Source organism: Pseudanabaena sp. Chao 1811, from assembly GCF_027942295.1.
In the GTDB taxonomy this organism is placed as follows: Bacteria; Cyanobacteriota; Cyanobacteriia; order Pseudanabaenales; family Pseudanabaenaceae; genus Pseudanabaena.
Genome location: NZ_CP101416.1, coordinates 3,594,495 through 3,608,110 on the forward strand (window position 1 = coordinate 3,594,495; position 13,616 = coordinate 3,608,110).

The following is a 13,616-nucleotide window of genomic DNA, read 5'->3' on the forward strand; positions in this document are numbered from 1 at the left end:
AAACTTTAGTCAATTATTAAATTTTTAGATCATCAACTGTACATAAAGAATGCGATCGCTGGCTCTTCTGATCAAAAATTGCTTATTAGATGTAGGCATTAAAGTAAATGTTACAGTTCGACGCAAGCGGAAAGAATTGCATGTTTTGCTAGAGTCTACCTATTTTGGCGATCGCCAATTGCTAGTGGAAGAGATCACTAAATGCTTTACAGATATCGACGATAGTTTAGAAGCCGCTAGAATTTACACCTTTCTATTTGGTCAACCATTACCACAATGGGTAGAAAAAATTGATTTTTCTCATCCTCATAGAAATCCGCAAGATCATTTAGATAAAGAGAAGCAATCAGATCCAAATGTAGATATAAACTCAAAAGAAACAATTGTATGCGATCGCTTTATTGTCTGTGGATTAGGTAGCTTAGGGCAGCATATCGTATTTAATTTAAAAAAGTTTGCCTATAAGGAATATGAAGTCAAAGTCTGTGGAATCGACAAAGTACAACCCGAAATCACAGAGTTTGATCACTTTGCTGAACTTCTCGATGACTCAATTACTTTGGGAGATTGTCGCCGCACCGAAGTATTAATTAAGGCAGGAATTGATAACTGTCGGGCAATTGTTCTTGTTACTAGTAATGAGAATGTAAACATTGAGGCGGCGATTGCAGCCCGACGGCTAAATCCCAATGTCCATATTGTGGTGCGGTCTTCGCGACAAAACCTCAATCAATTACTTAAGGATCAACTCGGAAACTTTGTTGCCCTCGACCCTGTAGATCTTCCTGCGGCTGCCTTTGCGGTAGCAGGTTTAAGTGAAGGCACATTAGGTCTATTTCAAATTGGCGATCTCAAATTGCGAATAGTGGAATGCACTGTGACAGCAGATGACTATCGCTTTGTGAGAAATCCTGCCTATCTACTACACAAAAAACATTTACGACTATTGAGTATCGCCGATCTAAATAATGATCGCTTATTCTTTCAATGGCATCCTGAGCAATTTGTGCAGGTTGGTGATAGGGTTACATTTATTGAATATGTTGATCAAGATTTCATTACTAACCATCGTTATGTTGAGCTAGCTTATTATTCCCAACCTCCTCAAGCCTCGAATTGGCAAAGACTTGATCAACTATTACAGAAATATACAGGTTCAACCTTTTGGAAATTCCAATGGAAGCAGATGATTGCTTGGTTTCAGGCAGTGCGATCGCGCCGTCTCATTCTCTGGGGCATCATTACCGTGATTGTTCTATTAGGTCTTAGTTCCGTAATTTTGTTTTTCAATGTGCCGAATATTTCATGGCAAAAGGCAATCTCAACCAGCATGATCTTACTGTTAGGTGGTTATGGTGATGTCTTTGGAGGACTAGGGGAAGACCAAGTGCCTTTATGGGTAATGCTCTTTTGTCTAATGATTACTTTAATTAGCTTGCTATTTGTCTTAGGTGTTTTAGGACTCATTGCCGATCGCATTCTCAGTTCCAAATTTGAATTTTTTAAGCGATCGCTACCTTTGCCCACCCATGATCACATTGTTCTCATAGGATTTGGTAGACTTGGACAGAGAATTGCTGATCTCCTATTCAAGCTCCAACTTCCATTTGTCATCGTTAGTGAAAATCCTAATGATTGCGATCTGGCGGACAAAGTGCCTTGGTTTACTGGCAATATTATCGAAGAATTATCGAAAACCAACTTGGCAAGAGCCAAAAGTATTCTATCTGTTACCGATGATCAAATGCTGAATCTCGAAGCTGCCTTGCTAGCTCGTGATGCTGCGAAAAAGATTAACCGTGACATGAATCTTGCCATCCGCACTTACGATCGCTACTTCAGCGAAAACTTGGCGGAACTCTTGCCCAATTCCCAATCTTTTTGTGCCTATGCCCTCTCGGCAGAAGCATTTGCAGGGGCGGCATTTGGTGAAAATATGTTGAGTCTATTTCGGCTCAATCAGCGCACAGTCTTAGTCGCCGAATATATTATTTCTGAGCAGGACACTTTGATCGGCAAAAATCTCTCGCAAATCGCCTATGGCTATACGGTTGTACCGATCTATTTAAAAACCTGTGAGCCAAAAGCCAATGGTCATAGTGAGTTCTTTATGCCATCAGATGATGAGGTAATGAAAATAGGCGATCGCCTAACGATTTTGGCTTCGATCTCAGGACTACGACGAATTGAGTTAGGCAATCTCTATGCTCCCAAGCGTTGGCAGTTACGCGCTAAGCCTCCCCTCAATTCTAGTGTGCTACTTGATGCTGGCAATCAACTCAAAAATATTTCAGGTTGCGATCTAGAGCTTGCCCGTCGGTTTATGCAAAGTTTACCCGCCGCGATCGAGTTGCCGATGTATGACACTCAAGCCTATCGCTTAGGACAAGCCCTAATGAGACTGCTGCCAATTAAAATCTATCCGTTATAAAAGAAAGCATAGTAAGCCTTACAGTGCTTTCTTTTAACATCAGTTCGATAGGAGTGATCGCGTTTAATCCTAAATGGTTTGTGGAATCTCACCCTAAAAGGGTGAGATTCCACAAACCATTTAGAAATCACGTAGAAGAATTGGTGTGAAACAGTCGTGATGTGCTGCATTTGCCACACTCAGTAAAGAACTGTAAACCACTCTTCCGAATCTTTTCGCGATCGCCACAGCTTGAACAAATATTTTTAATTGCCGTATTTTTATCGCAGTCGTTACATTTAAAAAAGTAACTATGCACATACAAAATTGACAGATTTGAGCTTTGACAATGGGAGCAAATATTTTGAGAACTTGGATTGATTTTTACGACTGGTTTTACGACGGGTTTATGGTTAATATCTGCTTTTTGGGGCAATTCTGAGGTAGTAGAAATAATTTTCTTTTGAGATAAATCTGGTTTTACTTTAGTGATCGATTTCAAATTTGGGTCAGATCCAACACCTGTCGGAGGAACATTAGAAACTATGGGTGTGCTATCACCTTTCATTGAAATGACTTTAGCTTTTGCTGGTTTATGTTGTGTTAGTAAGAACTGACTAATTCTTAGGACTTCATCTTTAGCCAAATCATAGGGAATCTCTAAACTAAGATTGAATAAACTATCTTTTTTGCGATACTCTGTCACGATTGCCTGCACCCTTGTAGCTACTTGATCGGCTTTGCAAACAATATCAAGCTTGTCATTCTTCGGACGATTAATAATGCCAGAATCTGAAATCGCTACTAACACATTGATCGGCATTTTTGTAAAATGTGACTGTCTGCCGATAATTGTCTTATTGAGGAGATCTCCAACATGATCCTCCAAGTAGTCTTTGAGAAATTTCCCTTGTCGTTGCGCTTGCAAAATTGGTGATGGCATTCCTTGCCAAGAATTGTTAAACCACCGTTTCCATTCACCGAGTTCATTTACTTCTACACGAGTTGTAACGCTCTTACTTTCAATGATGACCATTCCATACCGATGTAATAGCAAATGATCGATCTGGCAAGCATCATCATCTTTTTCCAACCGTAAATTGTTGAAAACTAGTATTTGTGGATCGTCTTTAAATTCTCTTTTTAAATAAAAAGCTAGCTGAGATTCAGCATGATATCCAGCCTGTCCAAATTTATCGGTTGCTTCTATGTGATCTAGTTCTTTAATAATCATTGCTTTTATAAACCCCCAAACGCTTTTTAACTTTTATCCCAGCAGATATACAGCATTCCTAAATCATTTGTAGATTTTTGGGTTTGTAGAAGCGCATCCCTTTGGCATGCGCTTCTACAAACCCTTTAGGATTGCTATAGAAACCCTTAGTTATTCATTTTAGGCTAATTTTTAGTCATTAAAGTAATCGTTTAGATCGGGATTTTGTGAAATTATGCAAGGTTTTTCTAGCAATGGAATAGCTTGCATCGCAAAAAAGGATGATGCAAGGCGAAGATCTGTATCGGTTTCTTTGCCTCAGATTATCTTCACTTTTATTCTCTATATTGACTACAGAGTTACAACCCCATGATTACGAAGTAAAATTTTACTTCTAAACTAAATGACAATAGAATCTCAAAAGAATATTGTATTGATCGATGACGATGAACATATTTGCGAAGTTGTGCAGTTTTGTGTAGAAATATTCAGCAAATGGAAAGTGATAACTGCTAGAACAGGACAAGAGGGATTAGCCGTGATTTCCTCCGTCAGACCTGACGCGATTTTACTGGATATACAAATGCCAGAAATGGATGGTTTTGCTGTTCTCGAAGAACTAAAGGCTGATCCTCAGCTTGTGAATATCCCTGTTGTGTTATTGACTGCTCTCGTCGAACTAACCGAACCTCAAAATATTGCTCAGTTAAGAGTCAAAGGAGCGATCTCTAAACCTTGTCATACCACCCAAATTTCTTCTCAAATTGCTCAGATTCTCGGTTGGTAAAATAACGTCAGTTCGGGTTAAGCTGGCAAATTTTAAAAGTCAAAAAGTAAAAGCCTTGCTATGCAAGGCTTTTACTTTTTGACTTAGAGAGAGGTTGGCGTAGCACCTTCTCTCTAAGCATCTCTATCTCTTGAACTGTAACAAAAAAGAGGATGTGCAAAGCACATCCTCTTTTTTGTTAGTAGTTAGCTAAACTGCTTTGTTAGCAGCATCGACTTCAGCGAAAGTTTTATAGCATTTCTCAGAGTCGTAGATATGACAGCGATCGCCAATATCCTTCATCAGTTCCCATGAAAACTTAGTCTTATACATATACTGTCCCCAATTTTCATCTAGAGACTTGTGCGCTAGACGCAAGTTATAGGAAGGAATACCAGTAGAAACATGGTGAGGAACATGCACATTAATATCGTGACATAGCCATTCCACCCAAGCTGGATAGTCGCAATGCACAGTTCCAGTTAGCTGATCAGTTGCAGCTTGCCATTTGTCTGGACTCTTAAACTGAATATCTGGCATCGTGTGGTGAACGATGGTGAAGGTACTCATCCAGAAGTGATAAACTAACCAAGGCATCAAAAAGAAATTGATAAATCCTAAGAAACCTGTGGTGTAAATCAAAACAGGAATCGCGATCGCGCCAAACACGATCACTAAGCGATAGGAAAACTTCACTTGTTTTTGTTGACGCTCAGGATAGAGACTGGCATCGAAGTGTAAATTTGCCCAATGAATAATCGATCCAATCCACCAAAAACGGGTACGAATTAGACGATATACACCAGAAATCAGTCCCTTACCTTGTTCATACTCTTCGACAGTGAAGGGATACCAAGCATTATCTTCACCCATTTTATTGGTATGCAGGTGATGGTGATCATGCTTGAAACGCCAACCGTGGAAAGGATATAGGAGTGGCAAAAAGGCAATATGCCCAACGAGGTCATTTACCCAGCTCTTGTTAGAAAAGGAGCGATGTCCACAGTCATGACCGATTACGAACCAACCTGTTAGGGCTGTACCTGTAAAAATCCAAGCGAAAGGTAACAAATACCAAGGCGAGAAGGCAATGCTGGCATAACCAAGCGCGGCGGCTGTTACGGAAAACAATACACCCAACCAAGCTTTGAGAGGCTTTTTCTCAAAGTATTCGGAGGGGATAGTTTTAATGATGTCGCGGAGGGTGGTCTCAGGCGTAAGAGTGTGTGAGGAGTTTTGTATGGCAACCACTACTGAGCACTCCCTGCGGTGGTCAATCTTTGACGGCTCAAGCTTTGCAATTGCTGAAAAAGAACATCAATGTCGGATTGCAATTCCGCTAGTTCAGCTTGAACTTCTTCGGAATATAACTTTTTGGCGGTTACGTTCAATGTAGAAATCTCTTTTGTTGGGGCTTCAGTTTGTTTGCTCATACTTTCCTTTAAAACGCTTTTAAAACGTTGCGATCACACCACAAAAATATTTATGACTCAGATTCTAGCCTATGTTATGTGTATTTTTGTATACCCATAAACATATCTAATGAGTAATTATACGGATATGGATAATTTCCTCTGTCGCTTGCGCCACACTTATACCTAGAGATAAGTTGTAGCTAAACAGACAGGTTGTAGAAAACTATTGTTCCTCTAGTTGCGAGATGGTTGCAGCTTATGATCAAGCTTAGTATTTAGTGCCAAGAGGGGTATCAGCAAATAGAATTGGCGCGATCGCGGCAGCCGATCCCAAGCGATCATCAAGATATTCTTCGAGACTGTAGTACTGATCCATGCGATCGCATAATCCTTCTGGGCTAAGGCTTTGGATATTGTGACTGATGATATAGCTTTGGGCAGCCGAACCACGGAAGGCGGCAAAGGCTTCTTCGCAATAAGCCTGTTTAGAATCACGGGAAGCTGAGATCCAATCAGAGCCGTGCATATTACCACTGAGAATCGGTTGACCATTGGCTGGAATCACGGGACGACGTTCTGCGGCGATCGCTGGATTCGATGTCATGCAAAGGATCGCCACAAGAATTAAGCAGCAATTAATCAGGATACCTAAAATTTTGTTCATAATCCACTTGAAGTTAATCAAAAATTAATAAAAAGGCTTTGCGAAAAGACAGCTTCAATATTGATACAAGTCTTGTTCCTCAAGGGTTTGCCAAGGTTTAGCAATAGGGTTGTCAATCATAATCTTGAAAAATTTGAAAAATTTTTGGAGTTAACTGATCCCAGCGCACAAGGCATTAAGGTTTGATAACAATTACTGATTAATCGCACAAACCATATCAAAATGGTAATTGCAATGCTATCGAATAGGTTGTGCAATCAAATTTCTAGGGATTTTTAAAATTTTTCTTAAAAGCTCAGTTATGATGATTTCATTAAACTGGTGTTGTATACGATACAGAAAAAATTCATTTCTTCAAAAGGATTTTGTGCTTAGATAAAATCTTGTGCTTTTCCTCGGATAACTCTCCAAGAACATTAATTTATTACATTCCCAAGCCCGCCCAATGTCCGAACATTATCTAAATCATCCTACTTTTGGCTTGCTATCTCGCCTATGTAGGGTCGATGAGTTTCGTAGTTTATTTACTACGCTCTACGCACAAAGGTTATTCTTTCTGATTACCAATAGTCCTGAAGGTATTCAATTTGAGCCTGTCTCGCGAGCAGATGCTAAGCTCATGGTTGAAAATCAGATGCGATCGCTACGTCGCATTGGTTCTGATACGGATCAAAAAAATCTCCAACATATCTACAAACGCACTTTTTCCCAATGACCTCGCGTATTTCTCTCAAGGCTGCGGCAAAAATTAATCTTTACCTAGAGATTACGGGCAATCGACCTGATGGATATCACGATTTGGTGATGATCTTGCAGAGTATCGATCTATGCGATCGCGTCGATATTCGGAAAATTGGTATAGATGATATTCAAGTAACTTGTACTAATCCTGAAGTACCTTGTGATCGCAGTAACCTTGCTTATAAAGCTGCTGCCTTGATGCAGAGTAACTTTCCAGAAATTGGGGGAGTCGAGATTGCGATCGACAAACAAATTCCGATGGGAGCTGGTTTAGCTGGGGGATCGGCAAATGCGGCGGCGGTTTTAGTGGGAATTGATCGCCTGTGGAATTTAGGACTTACCCAGTCACAGATTTGCGAGCTTGCGGCGCAGTTAGGTTCTGACATTCCCTTTTGTGTAGTTGGTGGTACAGCTTTAGCGACAGGTCGTGGAGAGATTTTATCGCCATTACCTGATCTCAAGGATTTGGTTCTCGTAATTTGCAAACCTCGTCATATTTCGATCTCCACCGTCTGGGCATATCAAACCTTCCGATCACAGGGTTTGCTAGCGAACAATCCTGCTAAACATGAGGCGCTCTCTAGTCACATGGTGGCGGCGATCGCGGCGGCTGAAGAATCTACACCCACAAAAATCGGGCGGTTGCTGTATAACGATTTAGAACGGGCGGTATTGCCTGAGTATCCTGAACTTGTAGATCTAAAAAATAAATTGCTGGAACAGGAATGTCTCGGTGCAATGATGTCAGGTTCTGGCTCAACGATGTTTGCGATCGCCGCAGATTTAGATCGCGCCCATCAAATCGCTGAAGCCGTCAGAACCGATGATATTGATGTATGGGTCGTGAAGAGTTTAGTTAGATCGATTTTTGATGCTTGATTTTTACCTTAGACAAGGGGCTTAAGCCCCTTGTCTAGAATTAATCGCTAGTTTCTTGTAAGCGATCACGATCTAGTAACTCTATCTGTGAGCCATTGATAGCGATTAAGCCTTCACTATTGAGCCGATACAAAGCCCTTGATAGAGTTGCGGGAATTGTTCCTAATCTTGCGGCTAGTTGAGTTTTCGTGACATCTAAAGTGATGATATTCGATTGATGGTGGCGATCGCTTAAATCTAATAGGTAAGAAGCTAATCTTTGCGGTACATCTTTGCATGACAATTCCTCGACCATATGCGCCAGTTTGCGCGAATGTGTAGCCAGACTCATCAGCATATTAATGGTGATCGCAGGATATTGATGGAGCAATGCTAGAAAAGCTAATCGAGGGAAAAAGATTAACTCTGTATATTCCAAAGCGATTGCGGATGCGGGGAAACATTTTCCATCGAGGGCAGGGACTTCGGCAAAGTAATCGCGCACACCTAGCAAATGCATGATTTGTTCTTTACCGTTAGATGCCATTTTAAATACCTTGACTCTCCCCTCTTGCACCACAAAAAATCCCGTTGCTTCACTGTCTTGGATAAAGATCATTTCTCCCTTTTGAAACTTTTGCAGTTGCGAAATTTGGACTAGTGGCTCAAGCTGCTCTAGAGATAATCCTTGAAAAATTAGAGTTGTTTGTAACCAGTTACTTAATTCGGATTTATGCACTATCTGCCTCAATGTGATCGCCAGCGATTTTTACAGGTGATTGACATCTATTCTCTCAAAAATCACAAGATATAGCAGTCCTAAATCATTTGTGGATTTCTAGGTTTGTGGAAGCGCACCCCTTTGGGGTGCGCTTCCACAAACCATTTTAGGATTGCTATATCTGCGGGGCAACTTTATTTGCAGTTTTGACTTAAATCAAAGGATTTTAGTGGATATTCTCCTATGCTGTCCTCACAAGACAAAAGGAAATTCCATGACAACATTGTTTGAAAAACTTGGCGGTGCTGAGGCTGTTGACCTAGCAGTAGATCGATTCTATGAAAGAGTATTGCAAGACGATCGCATCAAACACTTTTTTGCGGATACCGATATGGCAAAACAGCGATCGCACCAAAAAGCCTTTCTCACCTACGCCTTCGGTGGTACGGATAAATACGATGGTCGCTATATGCGCGAAGCTCACAAGGAGCTAGTGGAAAAGCAGGGCTTAAACAGCAGTCACTTTGATGCGGTTGCCGAAGACTTAATGATTACGCTCAAGGAGATGGGAGTTTCCGATGAACTCTTGGCAGAAGTGGCAGCAGTAGCGGCGGCTCCACAACATAAGAAAGATGTTTTGAATGGCTAAATATTTGCCAAGATTTCGGCGGAGCCGAAATCTTGGCACAGATAAAAAGGAGATAAAAGATATGACCACTTTTCAAATTAGTGACACCGTAGGTGACATCGTTCGAGATCGCCCTTCCCTTTCACGGTTGTTTGAGCAAGCCAAGGTTGACTATTGCTGTGGTGGCAAGAAAACACTTGATGAAGCATGTCGTAAACAAGGGATTGATCCTCAAGTATTTCTCACACAGTTAGAAGCGATCGCTACTGTAAGTCAGGAACCAGAGCTAAACATCACAACTTTATCTCTAACGGAACTAGCTGATCACATCGAGCAAACCCACCATGCTTACCTCCACACAGAACTTCCTCGTTTAGAACGAATGGTCACAAAAGTTGCGGCGGTACATGGCGATCGGGAACCACGTCTACATCAAATAAAGGATATCTTTTTAGCGGTATCCCAAGAACTAGCAACACATTTGCAGAAAGAAGAACGGATTTTATTCCCAATGATTCGTCAGTTAGAAGCTAGTGCCACAACTCCACAATTCCACTGTGGCACGATCGCTAATCCTGTGCGTCAAATGGAATTTGAACATGATGATACAGGCGTTGCGCTGGGTCAACTGCGTCAACTCACTGAAAATTACACTCCCCCTGACTGGGCTTGCAATACCTATCGAGCCATGCTGGATGGATTGTTGAATTTTGAGCAGGATATGCACCAACATATTCACAAGGAAAACAATGTGCTGTTTCCTAAGGCGATCGCTCAGGAGCAATCCAAAGCTAATTAGAGACTAAGCGATTAAGGCAGGTCTCGCCTGTAAATCACAAAACATTAAATCACAAGCTTGTAATTTTAGGCGTGACACAATTCGCAATTCGTGAGGATAACGAGGACGCGGATCACCTACTAACCAGATTGGCGGAACCATCGTTGCCTCATACCAATCAATCTCGTATAAAACATCTGGTTTCGCTTTGAGTTCTACTATGGTTCTAGGTAGATATTCAAATACTTCATCCCAATCAATCCCTGTATTCATAGTTTGCGCCCCTTGATGAAAGTTTTTTAAATTAATTGTTAGTTGTCAAAGCCCAAAGCAACTGCATAAAAATATAATTATTTTTGTATTTATTTTTACTAAATTTTAGGGTGATCACCAATGCTGCGTCCATAAGTCAACAAATCTTGATATAAGGTATTCCAATGTTATTTAAAATTTTAGTTGTTTTGCATATTTTGGGAGCCACTGTCTGGACAGGCGGGCATCTGGTGCTAGCGGCAACTGTTCTACCTCAAGCACTCAAACACCAAGATCCCGATCGCATTCATCAATTTGAAGAACATTTTGAAGGATTTGGACTGACGGCTCTGTTGTTGCAGGTGACTACAGGGCTATGGCTGACATGGACTTATTTCCCGAACTTCCAAAACTTTTTTGCCTTTGATTCCTATCTATCTACTTACATCGGTATTAAGTTACTTCTATTATTAGGAACGATCGCATTAGCAATTCATGCGCGTTTTTTCATTATTCCCAATCTTACGAAAGAAACTTTGAATTCCTTGGCTTATCACATTATCGGAGTTACTACCTTAGCTGTTTTATTCGTGATTTTAGGCGCAGGTATTCGTGTTGGTGGTTTTTAGATGGGCATGATTAAAAGACTAATTCTCAATTTTCCTGATTGATTATGGAGTTTGCCCTATGACAATTTCTCCTACTAACTCTAATTCCGCCGATGCTGTCTCTCTAAGCGAACCAACTCACAATTCCCATTCTCATTGGTATCGTCTCACCTTTTCCCCTGAGCATGGAGTTTATATTGTTCTATTTGGCTCATTTCTCACAGGAGCAGCATTAGCGCAACAATGGACGCTTAACACTACGCTTGCTCTAATTTGTACCTTTGCGGGATTTCAGGCAGAACATCCACTGGTATTGCAAATTAGACAGAGACGGAGTTGGAAGCCACGCTTTTTAGTGTGGGGTGGCATTTATGGTGGCATCTCATTAGGGATTGCAATTTATCTGTATCTGCAAACGCCTGTGTTGCTATGGCTATATTTGGGCGCGATCGCTACCCTCGTGATTGATGCGATCGCTGTTTTCTATCGTCAGCAAAAAGCGATCGCTAATGAAATCCTCACCTTTGCTGCCGTTTGTCTTGCTGCACCCTTTGCTAATGCTGTCGCTAGCGACACGATCACTATTTCTGTATTGGGATTGTGGCTATTAAATACGCTCTTTTTTAGCAGTGCGATTTTTACGGTAAAGCTGCGTAAACCGAAAACTGCTTCCTTGATGCCGAGTTTGATTTATCATGCGATCGCGAGTTTCGTTATTGCAGGACTTTGGTATTACGATTGGCTGAACGCATTCTCAGCTTTAGCTTTTGGAGTAGCACTACTTAAGTTTGGATTGATTTTAGGACTGCGCGAATGGTATCAGACCACGCGAATTCAAAATGTGGCGATCGTTGAAACCATTTCGGCAATAATCTTCGTGGTGATTGTATCGATTTCTCTCCTACCTGCTCATCTTTAAAGAATTGCGTTGTACCAACAAGGCTCTCTATTTTCGTTTAGATTTACCAAGCCCCCTAAATCCCCCAATTCTGGGGGACTTTGAAAAAAATTATTTTCTTGTTCCCCCAGAATTGGGGATTAGGGGGCAACTAATTAGAGAAGTTCTTTCAACTTCGCTTGATATTCATCAGGGGTAATGTTACCTGCCTTTAGTTCCTCATTGAGCAATTGCACTTGAGGCTCGATCGCTTGTTTCTTCTCGGCAATTTCTTCGGCTTTAGTTTTGTAAATTGCTTCACCCTCTTTTTTAGCTTGCTTGAAGGCTTGGCGGAGGCTAAAGGCATCCATTTCACCACCTGAGGCAAAATATTCGTTAGCAACTTTACCGAGTGCCCATGTACTGGCATAGGCAGTGGTTGCGCCGACGACCATGCCAAAGACGGGAACAAGCTTGGCTAGATTGCTAACGGCGATGCGGGTTCCTGTGATCCCCAAGCTGCCAAAGAGTGCCTTGCGAAGGTTTTCATTGTCGCGATCGTAGCCCCAGCTTTGACCGATGGTTTGAGCGAGGTCGAGTTGGTTCCAATAGATCAACATATCGAAGGCGATCGCGATCCCCGGTAAGGGAAATGCGCCTAGCACGGCATTGAGGAAACAGGTATCGGTAATGGCGTTCTCCACTTCGATCGCGCGTTTGTCGGGATCATCAATTTGGCGCACTTGCTCAGAGATTGATGATCGCGTGGAGCGACGTTCTAGGGTTTCCAGCCATTCTTGTTTCCCCCATAGTTTAGAACTGGTAAAGGTTGTACCAATTTTGTCTAAAAGTTCTTGTTCTTCAGAACTACAGTCTCCATCGATATTTGCCATTGCGTAGGCTGACTGGTAGACCATTTCCTGTGCGATTTCGCTGGTGATTTGCGAAAGTAATGTGTCGATGGGTTCGTCTTCTTCGTTCAATAGGCGATCGACGGTAACTCCTTCAGGGAGATGAATTTCTTCAAAAGTGTCGGCGAGACTGGCGAACTCTTCTTCGAGCAGTTTGCCGTCGGCTTTTGCCATGCTTACCAATACCTTAAAGCTTGCTAAAACTTCTTGCTGATTGACTGCGGACATCGAATGCTTACTCCTTTCCAGAAATTATCACTGATGATAACCGCGATCGCGATCTAAGTTTGTATAAAGCTAGTCTTCAGGTGCGATTTACTTGTTGATTTCTGGCGGTTTAAGCGATCGCTATCCAATAATTTAAGAAAGAATTAATGTAATGTTTATTTCTGCGTGCTGACGGACAGCTTTAATTTTGTTCATAATCTCAGGGGCTGTTATTAAATTCTTGAGATCTAATTTTAGTTCCATTTATAGTTCCATTTAGATGGGAGCTTTAGCTACTTTTGCGCGATTGCTAGGATGTAGTTTTTGTAATGTTGTAATCAGTTGTTCTAGGGTTGTCGGTAATTGAATAATAGGTCTAATCATCCAAATCTACCGAATTTTATTCTACATCTCTAAACTCAACTTCAAGAGACCAAATCACCTTTTACCTTTTTACTTGGCATCAGCAGACTTCCCTTAATCTCTTGTATTGTCTCACAACGCACATAACAGTAAGTCTTCAGACATTCCACTTCATGTAAGTTTTGATTCGTAGAACAAGGTAAA

The 13,616-nt window shown here is 41.4% G+C and carries 15 protein-coding genes; 8 read left to right on the forward strand and 7 right to left on the reverse strand.

From position 1 onward, the window contains the following. Positions 1-49: 49 nt before the first annotated feature. On the forward strand, positions 50-2,431 hold the full coding sequence (locus tag NMG48_RS16500; RefSeq protein ID WP_271252550.1) for a potassium channel family protein: 2,382 nt from the start codon (positions 50-52) through the stop codon (positions 2,429-2,431). Positions 2,432-2,558: 127 nt separating this feature from the next. Here the strand turns inward: NMG48_RS16500 and NMG48_RS16505 are convergent, their stop codons facing one another. Beyond that, complete coding sequence (locus tag NMG48_RS16505; RefSeq protein WP_271252551.1) at positions 2,559-3,644, reverse strand: nuclease-related domain-containing protein; 1,086 nt, start codon at positions 3,642-3,644, stop codon at positions 2,559-2,561. 382 nt (positions 3,645-4,026) lie between these two features. Here NMG48_RS16505 and NMG48_RS16510 point away from each other — a divergent pair, with 382 nt between their 5' ends. Next, positions 4,027-4,410 (forward strand): response regulator, encoded by a 384-nt coding sequence (locus NMG48_RS16510; RefSeq protein WP_271252552.1) that lies wholly within the window; start codon positions 4,027-4,029, stop codon positions 4,408-4,410. Between the two features lie 189 nt (positions 4,411-4,599). Here NMG48_RS16510 and NMG48_RS16515 read toward each other — a convergent pair whose 3' ends face one another. The 3 genes from NMG48_RS16515 to NMG48_RS16525 form a co-directional block, all read right to left on the reverse strand. Further along, positions 4,600-5,640 carry a fatty acid desaturase gene (locus tag NMG48_RS16515; protein WP_271252553.1) on the reverse strand — a complete coding sequence of 347 codons (1,041 nt, stop codon included), beginning with the start codon at positions 5,638-5,640 and terminating at the stop codon, positions 4,600-4,602. Continuing rightward, positions 5,640-5,822: a hypothetical protein gene (locus tag NMG48_RS16520; RefSeq protein ID WP_126386423.1), complete on the reverse strand. Its 183-nt coding sequence runs from the start codon at positions 5,820-5,822 to the stop codon at positions 5,640-5,642. Before NMG48_RS16520 ends, NMG48_RS16515 begins: the two co-directional genes overlap by 1 nt. A gap of 250 nt (positions 5,823-6,072) precedes the next feature. After that, on the reverse strand, positions 6,073-6,408 hold the full coding sequence (locus NMG48_RS16525; protein ID WP_271252554.1) for a hypothetical protein: 336 nt from the start codon (positions 6,406-6,408) through the stop codon (positions 6,073-6,075). A 505-nt stretch (positions 6,409-6,913) separates the two neighbouring features. Between NMG48_RS16525 and pipX the strand changes: the two genes are divergently transcribed. Together pipX and ispE are read left to right on the forward strand one after the other, a co-directional pair. Next, a complete protein-coding gene (pipX, locus tag NMG48_RS16530) occupies positions 6,914-7,183 on the forward strand; it encodes a transcriptional coactivator PipX (protein ID WP_271252555.1) in 270 nt (89 codons plus the stop codon). After that, positions 7,180-8,088, forward strand: coding sequence for a 4-(cytidine 5'-diphospho)-2-C-methyl-D-erythritol kinase (gene ispE / locus NMG48_RS16535; protein WP_271252556.1), 909 nt, complete (start codon positions 7,180-7,182; stop codon positions 8,086-8,088). The genes pipX and ispE overlap by 4 nt, the downstream gene beginning before the upstream one ends. A gap of 40 nt (positions 8,089-8,128) precedes the next feature. Here the strand turns inward: ispE and NMG48_RS16540 are convergent, their stop codons facing one another. Further along, entirely contained in the window at positions 8,129-8,809 is a 681-nt protein-coding gene (locus NMG48_RS16540) for a Crp/Fnr family transcriptional regulator (RefSeq protein WP_345961284.1), read from the reverse strand. 253 nt (positions 8,810-9,062) lie between these two features. On the opposite strand from NMG48_RS16540, the gene NMG48_RS16545 reads away from it, so the two are divergent. Both NMG48_RS16545 and ric read left to right on the forward strand, forming a co-directional pair. Continuing rightward, positions 9,063-9,437: a group I truncated hemoglobin gene (locus NMG48_RS16545; protein WP_271252558.1), complete on the forward strand. Its 375-nt coding sequence runs from the start codon at positions 9,063-9,065 to the stop codon at positions 9,435-9,437. A 61-nt stretch (positions 9,438-9,498) separates the two neighbouring features. Next, complete coding sequence (ric, locus tag NMG48_RS16550; RefSeq protein WP_271252559.1) at positions 9,499-10,215, forward strand: iron-sulfur cluster repair di-iron protein; 717 nt, start codon at positions 9,499-9,501, stop codon at positions 10,213-10,215. Positions 10,216-10,218: 3 nt separating this feature from the next. Here the strand turns inward: ric and NMG48_RS16555 are convergent, their stop codons facing one another. Continuing rightward, positions 10,219-10,467 (reverse strand): hypothetical protein, encoded by a 249-nt coding sequence (locus NMG48_RS16555; protein ID WP_271252560.1) that lies wholly within the window; start codon positions 10,465-10,467, stop codon positions 10,219-10,221. 164 nt (positions 10,468-10,631) lie between these two features. On the opposite strand from NMG48_RS16555, the gene NMG48_RS16560 reads away from it, so the two are divergent. Then, on the forward strand, positions 10,632-11,075 hold the full coding sequence (locus tag NMG48_RS16560) for a CopD family protein (protein ID WP_271252561.1): 444 nt from the start codon (positions 10,632-10,634) through the stop codon (positions 11,073-11,075). Positions 11,076-11,133: 58 nt separating this feature from the next. Further along, positions 11,134-11,973, forward strand: coding sequence for a YwiC-like family protein (locus NMG48_RS16565; RefSeq protein WP_271252562.1), 840 nt, complete (start codon positions 11,134-11,136; stop codon positions 11,971-11,973). A 134-nt stretch (positions 11,974-12,107) separates the two neighbouring features. Here the strand turns inward: NMG48_RS16565 and NMG48_RS16570 are convergent, their stop codons facing one another. Beyond that, positions 12,108-13,070, reverse strand: a complete 963-nt coding sequence (locus NMG48_RS16570) for a hypothetical protein (protein WP_271252563.1) — start codon at positions 13,068-13,070, stop codon at positions 12,108-12,110. Positions 13,071-13,616: the final 546 nt, after the last annotated feature.